Origin of the sequence: Streptomyces sp. NPDC056361 (assembly GCF_042262805.1) — a bacterium.
GTDB lineage: Bacteria > Actinomycetota > Actinomycetes > Streptomycetales > Streptomycetaceae > Streptomyces.
Genome location: NZ_JBHJQI010000057.1, coordinates 16,029 through 31,667 on the forward strand (window position 1 = coordinate 16,029; position 15,639 = coordinate 31,667).

A 15,639-nucleotide genomic window follows, 5' to 3' on the forward strand; every position below is an offset into this window, starting at 1 on the left:
TGCCGGACCCCACGGGGTGCGTGGGGCGGGGGCGGGGCGGCTCAGACCTCCCGGTGTACGGCCGTGTGGCTCATGTCCGGGTAGCGGTCGCCCGCCACCAGGTCGGCGATCGGCTCCAGTTCGGCCAGTTCGGCGGCGGTGAGGGTGATGCGGGTGGCGGCCGCGTTCTCCAGGAGGCGGGAGCGCTTGCGGGTGCCGGGGATGGGGACGACCGTGAGGCCGTGGACGGAGGCCTGGTGGTGGACCCAGGCGAGGGCGATCTGCGCCGGGGTCGCCCCGTGCGCGGCGGCGATCTTGCGGACCGGGTCGAGGAGGGCCGCGTTCCGCTCGGCGTTCTCGCCGGTGAAGCGGGGCTGGTGGGCGCGGTAGTCGCCGCCCGACAGGTCCTTCGCGGCGTCCGCGAACGCACCGGTCAGGAAGCCGCGGCCGAGCGGCGAGTACGGCACGAAGGTCACGCCGAGCTCGGCGGCGGCGCCGACGGCGCTGCGCTCGACGTCCCGGGAGAAGAGCGACCACTCCGACTGGAGGGCGGCGATCGGGTGCACCGCGTGGGCCTCGCGCAGCTCGGGCCCGGTGACCTCGCTCAGGCCCAGGTGGCGGACCTTGCCCTCCTGGACGAGTTCGGCCATCGCGCCGACGGACTCGGCGAAGGGGATCGCCGGGTCGCGGCGGTGCATGTAGTAGAGGTCGATGGTCTCGACGCCGAGGCGGCGGAGGCTGTCCTCGGCGGCCTTCCTGATGTACGCGGGGTCGTTGCGGACGCCTCGGTGGGTGGGGTCGTCGGCGCGCCGCTCGATGGCGAACTTGGTGGCGAGGACGACCTCGTCGCGGTGGGCGGCGAGGAAGGGCGCGAGGAACTCCTCGTTGGCGCCGCTGCCGTAGATGTCGGCGGTGTCGATGAGGGTGACGCCGGCCTCCAGGGCCGCGTCGAGCGTGTCGCGGGCCGCCGCCTCGTCGGTGTCGCCGTAGAACTCGCTGATGCCCATGGCGCCGAAGCCCTGGACGCCGATCTCGGGCCCGTCCTGGCCGAGCCGCACGGTGTCGATCCTGGTCACGCTGGTCATGACGATGTGCCTCCGCATGCAGTGCCGTAGTGGCCGATCTTGATGTCGAGCACGGCGAGCGTGTCCTGGAGCTCGGTGATCCGGGCGAGGACGTCGCGCCGGGTGGTCTCCAGGAGTTCGCGCCGCTCGTCGCGGGTGTGGTCGCCCTCGCGGACGAGTTCGGCGTACCGGACCATGTCGGCGACCGGCATCCCGGTCAGCCGCAGCTTGCCGACGAAGGCCAGCCACCCGAGGTCGCGTTCGGTGAAGCGCCGCTGCCCGGTGTGCGAACGGTCGACGTGCGGCATCAGGCCGATCCGCTCGTACCAGCGCAGGGTGTGCGCCGACAGGCCGGTCAGGGCGGCGACCTCGCTGATGGTGTAGTGCGCCCGGGTGCCGTTCGTACGCGGGGCCGTGCTCGCGATCACGCTCATGCCCCCACGCTAAAACGTTGGAGTGCACTCGAAGCAAGTAGGCTCGGCGCCATGAGCAGCTTGCCGAGCCTGGCGTCGATCGAGAACTGGCCCGTCCCCACCGCGACGGCGGCCGTCGTCCGCGCGGACGGCACCGTGGCCGGGTCCCACGGCCCCACCGGGCAGCGCTTCCCGCTCGCCTCCGTCACCAAGCCGCTCGCGGCGTACGCCGTCCTCGTGGCGTACGAGGAGGGGGCGATCGACCTCGACGAGCCCGCCGGGCCCGAGGGCGCGACCGTGCGCCACCTGCTCGCCCACACTTCCGGGCTCGCCTTCGACGAGAACCGGGTCATGGCCGCGCCCGGCACCCGCCGGATCTACTCCAACACGGGCTTCGAGGCGCTCGGCGACCACGTCGCCAAGGCGACCGACATCCCCTTCGCCGAGTACCTCCACCAGGCGGTCCTGGAGCCGCTCGGCATGACGTCGACGACCCTGGAGGGCTCGCCCGCCAAGGACGGCGTGTCGACCGTGGACGACCTGGTGCGGTTCGCCGCCGAGGTGCAGGCGCCGCGGCTGCTCGACGCCCGGACCGTGCTGGACGCCATGACCGTGACGTACCCGGGTCTCACCGGCATCCTGCCCGGCTACGGGCGCCAGAAGCCGAACGACTGGGGTCTCGGCTTCGAGATCCGCGATTCCAAGTCCCCGCACTGGACGGGCGCCACGTCGTCGCCGCGCACCTTCGGGCACTTCGGGCAGGCCGGCACGTTCCTGTGGATCGACCCCGACGCGGCGGCCGCGTGCGTCGCCCTCACCGACCGGCCCTTCGGGCCGTGGGCGGTCGAGGCCTGGCCGCCGTTCACGGACGCGGTCCTGGCGGAGCTGCGCGCGCTGAGCTGAGCCGCACGCGCTGAGCCGCACGCGTCGAGCGGCCGTACGCGTCGAGCGGCCGTACGCCCGGCGGCCCGCGCGCGCCCGGTCGGCCGCGCCGCCGGTCAGACCCGGCAGCGGGTCACGGGGAGGCTGCCGTCGGGACCGCTGAGGACCACCTCGACCATGCCGCCCGGGTCCTCCGAGAAGGCGGCCGTGCACACCAGCTGCTGGACGGCCTCGTCCGTCAGGTCCCCGACGGGGAAGGGGGCGCTCAGCCGGAGCAGGCTGCGGCCGTCCGTGAGCCCCGCGGCCTCGTCCACCACGGCGTGCGGGGTGCTCCCGCGGCGCGGAAGCCCGCTGGTCATCCCCACGGAGGCCTCGGGGGCGTTCGGGCCGGCCAGGAGCATGGCGAGCACCTTGTCGGTGGCGACCGGCACAGCCGACCCGCTTTCCATGCCCACACCGCCGCGGATCGCGTGTTCGGGGGACGTCCACTGGTCGGAGAGCTTCCCGAGGTCGCGGACCGTGGGCAGCGGCCGGCCGTCCGGCCCGAGGAAGTAGAGCACCACCCGGGTGGTGCCGGGCGCGGGGTAGACGGCGACGGTCGCGGCCCCGCCCGCCTCGACGACGTCGCTCCGCTGTATGCCGCAGCCGGCGAGTGCCAGCAGCGCCAGGGGAGCGAGCAGGGCCGCGACGGCCGTCCGGCGCGTCACAGCGGCATCCGCACGGTGAAGACCGCACCGCCCTCGGGATGGTTGGCGGCCTCCACGGTGCCGCCGTGCAGGCGCACGTTCTCCAGGGTGATCGCCAGGCCGAGGCCGCTGCCCGCCGAGCGGGTCCGGGCCCGGTCTGCCTTGTAGAAGCGGTCGAAGACGTGCGGCAGGACGTCCGGGTGGATGCCCGGGCCCCGGTCGGCGACCTCCGTCACGAGCCGGTCCCCCTCGGCGTACAGCCGCACCGTCACCGGCGCGGCGCCGTGCCGCAGCGCGTTGCCGACGAGGTTGGCGACGACGACGTCGAAGCGGCGCGGGTCGAGGCGGGCCCTGATGCCCTCGTCGAGGTGCGGGACGACCTGTGCCGGGTCGGTCCAGTGCCGGTGCTGGAGGGTCTTGCGCACGCAGTCGGCGGCGTCGACCTCGTCCGGGTGGAGCTCGGCGGCGCGGGCGTCGAAGCGGGAGATCTCCATCAGGTCCTCGACGAGCACGGCGAGCTTGCCGGTCTCGGTGCTGATCAGGCGGACCGCGCGGGCCGTGTCGGTGTCGAGGAGGCCGGCGTCCTCGTCGAGGACCTCGGTGACGGCGAGCATGCCGGCGAGCGGGGTGCGCAGTTCGTGCGAGACGTCGGAGGCGAAGCGGCGGGCCCGCGCCTCGGCGTCCCGCAGCTCGGCGACGGAACGTTCCAGCGCCGCCGCGGACTCGTTGAACGTCCTTGCCAGGTCCGCGAGTTCGTCGCTCCCCTTGGCGTGGATGCGGGTGTCGAGCCGGCCCCGCCCCATGCTGTGGGCCGCGTGGCGCAGCTCCCGCACCGGGCGGAGCACCCCTCGCGCGGCGATCAGCGCGGGGATCAGGGCCACGGCGAGGGCGGGGAGGGCGCCGTCGCGGGCGGCCGCGACCATGGCCTCGATGTTGGCCTCCTCCTCGTCGAGCTCCATGACGGCGTAGAAGACGAGGCCGGTGTGCTGGGCCGTCCCCTGGGTCGCGTGGGTCCGGAAGACCGCCGGGACCGCCATCGTCAGGTACGGCGTGCCGTTCTTCACCACGCGCTGGAAGCTGCCGTGCGGGCCCGCTTCCCGGGACGTCGCGCGGGCCCGCAGTTCGGGGGTGATCACGGAGGAGGTGGGGCGGTCGGTCGAGGAGACGCGGACGGTGCCGTACTCGGCGTAGACCCGCCAGGGGCGGGGCTTGCCCTGTCGGGCGATCTGCATGAGCGGGCCCCGCAGCGAGGCGGCCTCCACGGGCAGTGTGGTGCCGAGCGCGTCCACCTGTTCCCGGAACGCGGAGACCGCGGTGTCCTGGGTCTGTTCCAGGATCGCGTTGCGCGCGGCCCGGTAGGTGAGCGCGGCGGTCGTGCCGCAGCCGACGGCCGCGACGAGCAGGAACGCGAGGACGAGCCGGGTCCGCAGGCCGAAGGGGTGCGGGCGAAGGCGCGGGGCGCGGGGCTTGCGGCGCGGGCGGGGTGCCGCGCCGGCGGCCTCCGCGGTCGCCCCCGTCTGCGTCGACCCCGTCTGCGTCGACCTCGTCGCCGTCGTCCCGGGTCCCGCCGACGCCTCGAAGGCCTCGGGCTCCGGGCTCACACAGGCCTTCACAGCGGGCCGAAGCGGTAGCCGAAGCCCCGCAGGGTCTGGATGTAGCGCGGCTCGCCCGGGGTGTCCTCGATCTTGTTCCGCAGCCGGCGGACACAGGCGTCGACCAGCCGGGCGTCGCCGTGGTAGCTGTGCTCCCAGACGTGTTCCAGGAGCTGCTGCCGGCTGAACACCTGCTCGGGCGCGGCCGTCAGGTGCAGCAGCAGCTTGAGCTCCGAGGGCGCGAGGGCGACGCGCTCGCCCGCCTTCGCGACGGTCAGTCCCGCCCGGTCGATCGCCAGCTCCCCGTGGAACTCGACGGCGGACCGTCCGGAACCCGGCTCCTCGATGCGGCGCAGCACCGCGCGTATCCGGGCTTCGATCACCTCGGTGCGGGCCGGTTTGACGATGTAGTCGTCCGCGCCCGCCTCCAGACCGATGACCACGTCGAAGTCGTCGCCGCGCGCCGTGAGCATGATGATCGGCAGCTGGCTGCTCTCCCGCACCCGTCGGCACACCTGGACGCCGTTCATCCCCGGCAGCATCAGGTCGAGCAGCAGCAGGTCCGGCCTGAACTCTCCCAGCGCGGCCAGCCCCGCCTCGCCCGTCGGCGCGGTCCGGACGTCGTGGCCGCGGCGGCGCAGCCCGAGCTCCACGCCCTCCCGGACGGAGGGGTCGTCTTCTATCAACAGCACGCGGGGCATCTGCGAAGTATCCCAAGCTCGATCGGATCGGCCCGCCGGGGGCCGCGCGGGGTGGGGGTCACCGCGGGCGGAGGCGGGTGAGGAGGGTGTGGAGTTCGGTGAGGCGGAGGGGGCGGGCGAGGAGGGCGAAGGTGGTGACGAGGGTGGCGGCGCCGGCGAGGCCGGAGACGACGGGGCCGGCCACGTCGGTGAGGCCGACGGCGAACAGGGCGTATCCGGTGGCCGGTACGGCGGCGGCGAGGAGCCGCAGCAGGGCGGCGGCCGATCCCCCGGAACCGCCGTCCGCGCCACCGACCGCGTCGGCCACGCCGTCCAGGCCGTCCGCGCCGGCCGCGTCCGCCGACCCGCCGCCCGCCTCCGTGTCCCGCAGACGCCGGCGCAGGACGTACGCGGTGAGGGCCCAGCCCGCCCAGAGGGCGAGGGAGTAGGCGGCGGCCATGCCGGCGACGGCCCAGTGCGGCGGGAGCACCTGGTAGGCGGTGAGGGAGAGGGCGGCGTTGAGGGTGGCGATGACGAGGTTGAGGACGAACGGGGTGCGGGTGTCGCGGAGGGCGTAGAAGGCGCGGGTGCAGACGTACTGGCCGGAGAGGGCGACGAGGCCGGGGGCGAAGGCCATGAGGATCCAGGCCATGGCGCGGATGTCGTCGCCGGTGGTCGCGCCGTACCGGAAGACGACGGTCATCAGCGGTACGGCGAGCGCGAGGAGCGCGCACGCGGCGGGGACGATCGCGGCCGCGCTGGTCCGCAGGGCGTACGAGACGTCCCGGCGGACGGCGGCGAGGTCGCCGTCCGCGGCGGCTGCGCTCATCCGGGGCAGCAGGGCGGTGACGAGGGAGACCGTGACGATGCCGTGCGGGACGGTCCAGAGCAGGTAGGCGTTGTTGTACGCGGCGAGGCCGGAGCCGCCGGTGGTGACGGAGCCCACCGAGGTGGCGAGCCAGGTGGTCACCCAGTACGCGCCCTGGTTGGTGAGGACGAGCAGGACCAGCCAGCCGGCCGAGCGCAGCGGAGCGGCGAGGCCGGAGCCGCGCCAGTCGAGGCGGGGGCGCCAGCGGAAGCCGGCGGCGCGCAGCGAGGGGAGGAGGGCGAGGGCCTGGAGGGCGATGCCCGCGGTGGTGCCCCAGCCGAGGAGCGCGGTCTCGCCGGGGGTGAGGGTGCCGCCGTCGCTGACGAGCAGGAAGAGGGAGAAGACGGCGACGGCGACGACGTTGTTGAGGACGGGGGTCCACATCATGGCGCCGAACCGGCCGCGGGCGTTGAGGACCTGGCCGAGGAGCGTGAAGAGTCCGAGGAAGAGGATCTGCGGCAGGCAGGCGCGGGTGAAGGCGAGGGTCATCTCGCGTTGCGCGCCCGTGTAGTCGGTGTACAGGTCGACGATCAGCGGGGCGGCGAGCACCGCGGCGGCCGTCAGCGCGGTGAGGGCGAGCGCGCAGAGGGTGAGGAGCCGGTCGGTGTAGGCGACGCCGCCGTCCTCGTGTTCCTTGGCGGCCTTGACGAGTTCGGGGACGAAGACGGCGTTGAGGGCGCCGCCGAGGAGCAGCATGTAGACGATGGTGGGGACGGAGTTGCCGACCGCGTAGCCGTCGGCGACGAATCCGGCGCCGAGGGCCGCGGCGACGACGGAGGCGCGCACGAAGCCGGTGGCGCGGGAGACGAGGGAGCCCGCGGCCATGAGCGCGCCGCTGCGGAGGACCGAGGACTTCGGCTCGGCCGGCGCCGCGGTGAGCGTCGCCGTCATCGGCGGGCCAGGTATGCCTGGAAGGCGCGGAACAGCGCCTGGTTGGTCGTGCCCTGCATCGGAATCTCCCACTCCCCCAGCGTCTCGACGACCTGTCCGCCCGTGCCGAGCTTCCAGCGCAGGAGCCCGTGGGCGCGGTCGCCCGGATCGAGGGTGGAGGGTACCCCGCGCAGGTCGTAGACGGCGGCGCCGACGGCGTGGGCGTCGAGGAGCATGCGCCACTGGAGGGCGTTGGAGGGGCGGACCTCGCGCCGGTGGTCGGCGGAGGCGCCGGTCTGGTACCAGACGCGCCCACCGACGGTGATCATGGTGTGGGCGGCGAGCACCTCGCCCTCGTGGCGGGCGAGGTAGAGCTTCATGCGGCCGGGGTGTTCGGCGTTGAGGACGGCGTACTGGCGCTCGTAGTAGGCGAGGTCGCGGCCGAGGCGGAAGCCGTCGCGCTCCTCGGTGATCCGGAGCAGCCGGTGGAACTCGGGGAGGTCGGCGGCGGAGCCGACGGTGATCTCGACGCCGGACTTGCGGGCCTTGCGGACGTTGCGCCGCCACTCCTGGTTGAGGCCGGACCAGAGGTCGTCGGTGGAGCGGCCGGTGAGCGGGATCTGGAAGACGTGCCGGGGCTGGGCGTCGGCGCCGTCCCCGGAGTCGCCGCCGCAGCGGCGCCAGCCGCGGGCCCGGAGCCGGTCGGCGACGACCGTGCCGAGCGGGTCGACCTCGTCGGCGAGGACGTCGGCCAGGCGGCGGCCGGCTCCGGTGCCGGCCTTGAGGGTGGCGGCGTCCCACCGGCGGTAGGCGGGTCCGGGGCCGATGCGCACGGCGAAGGCGCCCGAGGCCCGCAGATGGGCGAGGAGCGGTCCGAGCCAGCCGTCGAGGTCGGGGTCGGCCCAGTCGGCGACGGGCCCCTCGGGGAGGTACGCGAAGTACTTGCGGGTACCGGGGAAGGGGCGGAGGAGGACGAGGGCGACGCCGGTGAGGGGTCCCGACTCGGGTCCCCAGCCGACGAGTTGGTGGCACCAGCCGTCCTTCACCTGCGCCCAGGAGGGGAGTTGGAGGAAGCTGGGCCCGTCCGCACCGGCGGCCCGGGACGCGAGGAACGCGCGGTGGACCTCGGGGGTCACGGGGCCGACCCTGATCGGGCCGGCCGGGGCGCGGCGTTCGGCGGGTGCGGCCGTCACGAGCAGCGCAGACACAACGGGAGCCTCCTGGTTCCGCCCCTCGGTGGTGGGGCGCACAGCAGGCTCACAGCCGAATTCGACGGGTGCGCGCGTCGTATGTGACCGGACGGTGACGGTTCTGACCCAGCCCCTGTCACATGGGGCCGCGGGCGCCCCGCGGCCGGTCGTGCCGTTCTAGAGTCCGGACATCCCGCCTTTCTTCCCTCTCCACGGAGGTCTTCCGTGCTGCCGATACGCACACGCCGTCCGCACGCTTCCCGTCCCGTCCTCGCGGCCGCCGCGCTCGTCGCCTCCCTGACCGCCTGTACGGCGCAGGCGGCGGACGGCGGCGGTTCCGGGGCGGGGGCTCCCGCCCCGGCGACCCCGGCGAAGGTGACGGTGGCGGACCCGGTGGCCGGCACTCCGGTGAAGGTGACCGCCACGGGCGGGACGATCGCCGCGGTGAAGGTCGTCGAAGCGGACGGCGGGACGCTCACGGGCCGTACGGGAGCGGGCGGCACGAGCTGGGTGTCGGACCGCAAGGCGGCGCCGGGGGCGTCGTACACGGTGGAGGTGACCTCCCGTTCCGGCGACGGCAAGGAGTCGACGACCCGGTCGTCGTTCACCACGCCGAAGCCGGAGAAGGTCAACAAGGTGACGCTCGCGCCCGGCAAGAACACGACCGTGGGCATCGGGCATCCGCTGTCGATCGTCTTCGACCTGCCGGTGACGCGGAAGGCGGACGTGGAGCGGCAGCTGAAGGTCACGACGTCGAACGGGACCGAGGGTTCCTGGGGCTGGGTCAAGGACTACTCGGGCCGCGACCGGGCCGACTGGCGGCCGAAGGATTACTGGAAGCCGGGCACGAAGGTCACCCTCGCGGCGGACCTGAACGGCACGGACTCGGGCGGCGGTTGGTTCGTCCGCGACTACAGCACCGGCTTCACCGTGGGCACCTCGCAGATCGTGAAGGTCGACCTGGACGCCCACCGGCTGACCGTGGTCCGCGACGGCCGCACCGTCCGGACGATCCCGGTCTCCGGCGGCACCCCGGGCGGCGACAAGCGGTCCTGGCGCGGCACGGCCGTCCTGATGGCGAAGGAGGGCACCATCAACATGAACTCCGAGACGGTCGGCCTGGGCGACGCCTACAACAAGATGGTCGACTACTCGATGCGGCTGACCTGGTCGGGCATGTACACCCACGCGGCCCCGTGGAACGCGGCCTACTTCGGCAGGGCCAACAAGAGCTCCGGCTGCATCGGCATGAGCAACGAGAACGCCGCCTCCTTCTACGCCTCGGTGAACGTGGGCGACCCCTTCGAGATCAAGGGCGCCGAGACCAAGGGCATCGTCGCCGAGGGCAACGGCTACGGGGCGTGGAACCTGAGCTGGGAGCAGTGGCGGGCCAAGAGCGCGCTGCGCTGACGGTTCAGCCCAGGGCCTTGCGCCAGTCCCGCATCTCCCAGACCAGCACCTCCGCGCCGGTCACGGCGGCCAGTTCGAGGCCGCCGGCGCCGGTGAGCCGGGCCGCGTCGCCGGGGCCGAGCTCCTCGCCGCCGAGGCGTACGGTCCCCCGGGCCACGTGGACGTAGACGAGGTCGGCGTCCGGTACGGCGGCGCGGGCGCCCGGTCCGACGCGGTGGACGTGCAGCCGGGCGTCCGCCGCCGGCAGGTCGTACGGGGCCGGGTCGGCGATCCCGCGCACCACCTCGTACGAGGGGTCCCCGCCCGGGGTCAGCGGGGCGAGCCACATCTGGACGAAGACCAGGGGCACGTCGGCGTCGTTGCGTTCGACGTGGCGGACGCCCCCGGCGGAGCTCAGCCGCTGGAGGTCGCCGGGGCGGACGACCGTCCCGTGGCCGGCGGTGTCGTGGTGGGTGAGTTCGCCCTCGACGACCCAGGTGACGATCTCGGTGTGGCTGTGGGGGTGCTCGTCGAAGCCGGCGCCGGGTGCGAGCCGCTCCTCGTTGACGGCGAGGAGCGCGCCGAAGCGGAGGTTGTCGGGGTCGTAGTGCGGCCCGAAGGAGAAGGCGTGCCGGGTCTCGATCCCGGCCGCCGGGTCGCCGCCGGGGTAGCGCTCGCCGGCGCGCTGGATGCGTATCACGGGGCCCACCGTAGCCGCCGGGCCGGAGCGCGCGGCGGAGGCGGACAGGCGGCCCGCGGCGCCCCCCGCCGGAGGCGAACCCGCCCCGACCCCGCACGCCGGCGTCCCGATAAGGCAGTCTTGTCCCCGTGCCAGAACCCGTGAACGCCGCTCATCCGCACTCCGCGACCCTGAAGCGCCTCGAACAGTCCTCCGGGCGGCTCGCCGCCGGCGCCATCGCCCGCATGGACGAGACGCTGCCGTGGTACCGCGCGATGCCGCCCGAGAACCGGTCGTGGATCGGCCTGGTCGCCCAGGCCGGCATCGCCGCGTTCACCGAGTGGTTCCGGCACCCCGAGACCCCGCAGGCGATCTCGACGGACGTCTTCGGCACCGCGCCCCGCGAACTGACCCGGGCGATCACGCTGCGGCAGACCGTGGAGATGGTCCGCACCACGATCGAGGTCATGGAGTCGGCGATCGAGGAGGTCGCCGCCCCCGGCGACGAGTCCGTGCTCCGCGAGGCGCTGCTCGTCTACGCCCGGGAGATCGCCTTCGCCACCGCCCAGGTGTACGCGCAGGCCGCCGAGGCCCGCGGCGCGTGGGACGCGCGCCTGGAGTCCCTCGTGGTGAACGCGGTGCTCTCCGGCGAGGCCGACGAGGGCGCCGTCTCGCGGGCCGCCGCGCTCGGCTGGAACTCGCCCGAGCACGTGTGCGTGGTCCTCGGCACCGCCCCCGACGGCGACAGCGAGCTGACGGTGGAGGCGATCCGCCGGGCCGCCCGGCACGCCAAGCTCCAGGTCCTCACCGGGGTCCTCGGCAACCGCCTCGTCGTCATCGCGGGCGGCAACGACAACCCGCTGGCGGTCGCGAAGGCGCTGATCGGCCCGTACGCGGCGGGTCCCGTCGTGGCCGGCCCCGTCGTGCCCGACCTGCTCGCGGCGACCCGGTCCGCGCAGGCGGCCGCCGCCGGCCTCAAGGCGTGCTCGGCGTGGCAGGACGCTCCCCGCCCCGTTCTGGCGGACGATCTCCTCCCGGAGCGCGCCATCGCCTCGGACCCTTCGGCGCGCGAGCAGCTGGTGGAGGAGATCTACAGACCGCTGGAGGAAGCGGGCTCGGCGCTGCTGGAAACTCTCAGTGTCTATCTGGAACAGGCGAGCAGCCTGGAAGGCGCGGCCAGGATGCTCTTCGTCCACCCGAACACCGTGCGCTACCGGCTTCGACGTGTGACCGACGTCACCGGCTGGTCACCCTCCGACGTGCGCTCGGCGTTCACGCTGCGGATCGCCCTCATCCTGGGGCGCTTGGCCGACGGAGATCCCCAGTCCTAGACTTTTGTCGAAGACCAACAATTCCCCCGACGGTTCTTCGTCCTTGTCCCCACGGGCGCCGGGAGCCGTCCCCAAGAGAGAGTGTGAGGGTGCTCGTACTCGTCGCTCCCGGCCAAGGCGCTCAGACGCCTGGCTTCCTGACTCCCTGGCTCGAACTCCCCGGCGCCGCCGACCGCATCGCGGCCTGGTCCGACGCCATCGGGCTCGACCTCGCCCACTACGGCACGAAGGCGGACGCGGAAGAGATCCGTGACACCGCCGTGGCACAGCCGCTGCTCGTCGCCGCCGGCCTGCTGTCGGCCGCGGCGCTCGGCGACGTGTCGCCCGGCGTCGTCGCCGGTCACAGCGTCGGCGAGTTCACCGCCGCCGCGTTCGCCGGCGTGCTCGACGACACCGCCGCGCTGCGTCTCGTCCGGACCCGCGGGCTCGCGATGGCCGATGCCGCCGCGATCACCGCGACCGGCATGTCCGCCCTGCTCGGCGGCGACCCCGAGGTGACCGTCCCGCACCTCGAGAAGCTCGGCCTGACCGCGGCCAACGTGAACGGCGCCGGCCAGATCGTGGCCGCCGGCACCCTGGAGCAGCTGGCCGCCCTGGAGGCGGACAAGCCCGAGGGCGTCCGCCGGGTCGTCGCGCTCAAGGTCGCCGGCGCCTTCCACACGCACCACATGGCCCCGGCCGTGGCGCGGCTCGAGGAGGCTGCGGCGCAGCTGTCCCCGGCCGCCCCGACCACCCGCTACGTCTCCAACAAGGACGGGCAGGTCGTCACCGACGGCGCCGAGGTCGTGGCCCGCCTGGTCGGCCAGGTCGCGAACCCGGTCCGCTGGGACCTGTGCATGGAGACCTTCCAGGCCCTGGGCGCGACGGCGCTGATCGAGGTGTGCCCCGGAGGCACCCTGACCGGCATCGCCAAGCGCGCCCTGCCGGGCGTGGCCACGGTCGCCCTCAAGACTCCCGACGACCTCGACGCGGCCCGTACGCTCATCGCTGAGCACGCGGCCGTCTGACAAGGAGTGTCGAGAAGCATGTCGAAGATCAAGCCCAGCAAGGGCGCCCCGTACGCGCGGATCCTCGGTGTCGGCGGTTACCGCCCCACCCGGGTCGTGCCGAACGAGGTGATCCTCGAGAAGATCGACTCGACCGACGAGTGGATCCGCTCGCGCTCCGGCATCTCCACCCGCCACTGGGCCTCGCCGGAGGAGACCGTCACCGCGATGTCGGTGGAGGCCTCGGGCAAGGCCATCGCGGACGCCGGCATCACCGCCGAGCAGATCGGTGCCGTGATCGTCTCCACGGTCTCGCACTTCAAGCAGACGCCGGCCGTCGCCACCGAGATCGCCGACAAGGTCGGCGCGGGGAAGCCGGCCGCGTTCGACATCTCCGCCGGCTGCGCGGGCTTCGGCTACGGCCTGACGCTCGCCAAGGGCATGATCGTCGAGGGTTCGGCGGAGTACGTCCTCGTCATCGGCGTGGAGCGGCTCAGCGACCTGACGGACCTGGAGGACCGCGCGACGGCCTTCCTGTTCGGCGACGGCGCCGGTGCCGTGATCGTCGGCCCCTCGGACGAGCCGCACATCGGCCCGACCGTCTGGGGTTCCGAGGGCGACAAGTCCGAGACGATCAAGCAGACCGTCCCGTGGAACGACTTCCGCGTCGGCGACGTCTCCAAGCTCCCGCTCAACGAGCAGGGCGAGGTCAAGTTCCCCGCCATCACGCAGGAGGGCCAGGCGGTGTTCCGCTGGGCCGTCTTCGAGATGGCGAAGGTCGCCCAGCAGGCGCTGGACGCCGCCGGCATCACGGCGGACGACCTCGACGTCTTCATCCCGCACCAGGCGAACATGCGGATCATCGACTCGATGGTGAAGACTCTGAAGCTGCCGGAGCACGTCACGGTCGCCCGTGACGTGGAGACCACCGGCAACACCTCGGCCGCCTCGATCCCGCTCGCCATGGAGCGGCTCCTGGCGACCGGGCAGGCGAAGAGCGGTGACACCGCGCTCGTCATCGGCTTCGGGGCGGGTCTCGTGTACGCCGCGACGGTCGTTACCCTCCCCTAGGCACCGGATCCGTCCGGAAGCCCCCCTTTTACCGAAGTAACCGCAAGAAGGAGCGCCACTATGGCTCACACCCAGGACCAGATCGTCGAAGGCCTCGCCGAGATCGTCAACGAGATCGCGGGCATCCCGGTCGAGGACGTCCAGCTGGACAAGTCCTTCACCGACGACCTGGACGTCGACTCGCTGTCCATGGTCGAGGTCGTCGTCGCCGCCGAAGAGCGCTTCGACGTCAAGATCCCGGACGAGGACGTCAAGAACCTCAAGACCGTGGGCGACGCTGCCGACTACATCCTGAAGCACCAGGCCTGATTCGGCCCCTGCTGACTCGGTCCGCCACCCCGCGGTGGCGCCGTATTCCGACCATCACACACATGGAGAACGAATTCCTGTGAACTCGACCAATCGCACCGTGGTCGTTACCGGTATCGGCGCAACCACACCGCTGGGTGGCGACTCCGCGTCGACCTGGGAAGGCCTGCTCGCCGGACGCTCCGGCGTCAAGCCCCTGGAGGGCGAGCGCTTCGCCGAACTGCCCGTGCAGATCGCCGCGACGGCCGCCGTCGACCCCGGTGACGTCCTTCCCCGCCCGCTGGCCCGCAAGCTGGACCGCTCGGCGCAGTTCGCGCTGATCGCGGCCCGCGAGGCGTGGGCCGACGCGGGCTACACCGCCCCCGCCGGCGAGGACGAGAAGGTCGTGCCCGAGCGGCTCGGCTCCGTCATCGCCTCCGGCATCGGCGGTGTCACCACGCTGCTCGACCAGTACGACGTGCTGAAGGAGAAGGGCGTCCGCCGCGTCTCCCCGCACACCGTGCCCATGCTCATGCCGAACAGCCCCTCCGCCAACGTGGGTCTGGAGGTGAACGCCCGGGCGGGCGTCCACACTCCGGTCTCCGCGTGCGCGTCGGGTGCCGAGGCGATCGGCTACGCCGTCGAGATGATCCGCACCGGCCGCGCCGACGTGGTCATCGCCGGCGGTACCGAGGCCGCGATCCACCCGCTGCCGATCGCCGCCTTCGCCAACATGATGGCGATGTCCAAGAACAACGACGAGCCGACGAAGGCCTCGCGTCCGTACGACACCGGCCGTGACGGCTTCGTGCTCGGCGAGGGCGCGGGCGTCGTGATCCTGGAGTCCGAGGAGCACGCGAAGGCGCGCGGCGCGCGCATCTACTGCGAGGTCCTCGGCCAGGGCCTGTCGGCCGACAGCCACCACATCGCGCAGCCCGAGCCGACCGGCCGGGGCATCGCCGCCGCGATGCAGAACCTGCTCGACTCGACGGACCTCAAGCCGTCCGAGGTCGTCCACCTCAACGCGCACGCCACGTCGACGCCGCAGGGTGACGTCGCCGAGATCAAGGCGCTGCGCAAGGTCCTGGGCGACGACCTCGACCACGTCGCGATCTCCGCGACGAAGTCGATGACCGGCCACCTCCTCGGCGGTGCCGGCGGCATCGAGACCGTCGCGACGGTCCTGGCGCTCCACAACCGCCTCGCCCCGCCGACGATCAACGTCGACGAGCTGGACCCCGAGGTCGAGGCGGACATCGTCCGCGGCGAGCCGCGCGAGCTGCCCCAGGGCACGATCGCCGCGATCAACAACTCGTTCGGCTTCGGCGGCCACAACGTGGTCCTGGCGTTCCGCACGGTCTGATCCACGCCTGACGTGAGAGGCCCACCCCACACCGGGGTGGGCCTTCGCCACACCCCGCCGGACGGCGTCCGGCACAGCGCCCCGAAGCCCGCGAAGCGACGCGAGGGACGCACGAGAAAGAGGCCAACTCGTTCGGCTTCGGCGGCCACAACGTGGTCCTGGCGTTCCGTACCGTCTGACCCGAACCGTGCTCGCAAGGCCCACCCCACACCAGGGTGGGCCTTCGCCACACCCCGCCGGACGGCGTCCGGCACAGCGCCCCGAAGCCCGCGAAGCGACGCGAGGGACGCACGAGAAAGAGGCCAACT

General features: G+C 73.2%; 15 protein-coding genes. 7 read left to right on the forward strand and 8 right to left on the reverse strand.

Going from position 1 to position 15,639, the window contains the following annotated elements; genetic code table 11:
• Positions 1–41 precede the first annotated feature (41 nt).
• Together ACFCY7_RS20060 and ACFCY7_RS20065 are read right to left on the reverse strand one after the other, a co-directional pair.
• Positions 42–1,064, reverse strand: a complete 1,023-nt coding sequence (locus ACFCY7_RS20060; protein ID WP_376486849.1) for an aldo/keto reductase — start codon at positions 1,062–1,064, stop codon at positions 42–44.
• On the reverse strand, positions 1,061–1,477 hold the full coding sequence (locus tag ACFCY7_RS20065; protein WP_376486850.1) for a MerR family transcriptional regulator: 417 nt from the start codon (positions 1,475–1,477) through the stop codon (positions 1,061–1,063). Before ACFCY7_RS20065 ends, ACFCY7_RS20060 begins: the two co-directional genes overlap by 4 nt.
• A gap of 51 nt (positions 1,478–1,528) precedes the next feature.
• Between ACFCY7_RS20065 and ACFCY7_RS20070 the strand changes: the two genes are divergently transcribed.
• Positions 1,529–2,359 carry a serine hydrolase domain-containing protein gene (locus ACFCY7_RS20070; RefSeq protein ID WP_376486853.1) on the forward strand — a complete coding sequence of 277 codons (831 nt, stop codon included), beginning with the start codon at positions 1,529–1,531 and terminating at the stop codon, positions 2,357–2,359.
• 95 nt (positions 2,360–2,454) lie between these two features.
• On the opposite strand, the gene ACFCY7_RS20075 is transcribed toward ACFCY7_RS20070, so the two are convergent.
• Genes ACFCY7_RS20075 through ACFCY7_RS20095 form a run of 5 tightly spaced genes read right to left on the reverse strand, consistent with a single transcriptional unit; the run spans position 2,455 to position 8,242 of the window.
• Positions 2,455–3,045 carry a hypothetical protein gene (locus tag ACFCY7_RS20075; RefSeq protein ID WP_376486856.1) on the reverse strand — a complete coding sequence of 197 codons (591 nt, stop codon included), beginning with the start codon at positions 3,043–3,045 and terminating at the stop codon, positions 2,455–2,457.
• Positions 3,042–4,625 (reverse strand): sensor histidine kinase, encoded by a 1,584-nt coding sequence (locus ACFCY7_RS20080; protein WP_376486858.1) that lies wholly within the window; start codon positions 4,623–4,625, stop codon positions 3,042–3,044. Before ACFCY7_RS20080 ends, ACFCY7_RS20075 begins: the two co-directional genes overlap by 4 nt.
• Positions 4,626–4,633: 8 nt before the next feature.
• Positions 4,634–5,317, reverse strand: a complete 684-nt coding sequence (locus tag ACFCY7_RS20085; RefSeq protein ID WP_376486861.1) for a response regulator — start codon at positions 5,315–5,317, stop codon at positions 4,634–4,636.
• 58 nt (positions 5,318–5,375) lie between these two features.
• Complete coding sequence (gene murJ, locus ACFCY7_RS20090; protein ID WP_376486863.1) at positions 5,376–7,055, reverse strand: murein biosynthesis integral membrane protein MurJ; 1,680 nt, start codon at positions 7,053–7,055, stop codon at positions 5,376–5,378.
• The gene (locus ACFCY7_RS20095) at positions 7,052–8,242 is read right to left on the reverse strand and encodes a lipid II:glycine glycyltransferase FemX (protein WP_376486865.1); all 1,191 of its coding nucleotides are present in this window, start codon (positions 8,240–8,242) and stop codon (positions 7,052–7,054) included. Before ACFCY7_RS20095 ends, murJ begins: the two co-directional genes overlap by 4 nt.
• A gap of 207 nt (positions 8,243–8,449) precedes the next feature.
• Between ACFCY7_RS20095 and ACFCY7_RS20100 the strand changes: the two genes are divergently transcribed.
• A complete protein-coding gene (locus tag ACFCY7_RS20100) occupies positions 8,450–9,634 on the forward strand; it encodes an Ig-like domain-containing protein (RefSeq protein ID WP_376486867.1) in 1,185 nt (394 codons plus the stop codon).
• 4 nt (positions 9,635–9,638) lie between these two features.
• On the opposite strand, the gene ACFCY7_RS20105 is transcribed toward ACFCY7_RS20100, so the two are convergent.
• Positions 9,639–10,313 (reverse strand): pirin family protein, encoded by a 675-nt coding sequence (locus ACFCY7_RS20105; protein ID WP_376486869.1) that lies wholly within the window; start codon positions 10,311–10,313, stop codon positions 9,639–9,641.
• Positions 10,314–10,441: 128 nt separating this feature from the next.
• Here ACFCY7_RS20105 and fasR point away from each other — a divergent pair, with 128 nt between their 5' ends.
• The 5 genes from fasR (at position 10,442) to fabF (ending at position 15,331) form a co-directional block, all read left to right on the forward strand.
• Positions 10,442–11,623: a fatty acid biosynthesis transcriptional regulator FasR gene (gene fasR / locus ACFCY7_RS20110; protein WP_017239141.1), complete on the forward strand. Its 1,182-nt coding sequence runs from the start codon at positions 10,442–10,444 to the stop codon at positions 11,621–11,623.
• 89 nt (positions 11,624–11,712) lie between these two features.
• Positions 11,713–12,630 (forward strand): ACP S-malonyltransferase, encoded by a 918-nt coding sequence (locus ACFCY7_RS20115; protein WP_376486873.1) that lies wholly within the window; start codon positions 11,713–11,715, stop codon positions 12,628–12,630.
• 18 nt (positions 12,631–12,648) lie between these two features.
• Complete coding sequence (locus ACFCY7_RS20120) at positions 12,649–13,680, forward strand: ketoacyl-ACP synthase III (RefSeq protein ID WP_376486876.1); 1,032 nt, start codon at positions 12,649–12,651, stop codon at positions 13,678–13,680.
• A 60-nt stretch (positions 13,681–13,740) separates the two neighbouring features.
• Positions 13,741–13,989: an acyl carrier protein gene (locus tag ACFCY7_RS20125; RefSeq protein ID WP_376486879.1), complete on the forward strand. Its 249-nt coding sequence runs from the start codon at positions 13,741–13,743 to the stop codon at positions 13,987–13,989.
• Between the two features lie 79 nt (positions 13,990–14,068).
• Positions 14,069–15,331, forward strand: coding sequence for a beta-ketoacyl-ACP synthase II (gene fabF, locus ACFCY7_RS20130; protein WP_376486882.1), 1,263 nt, complete (start codon positions 14,069–14,071; stop codon positions 15,329–15,331).
• Positions 15,332–15,639: the final 308 nt, after the last annotated feature.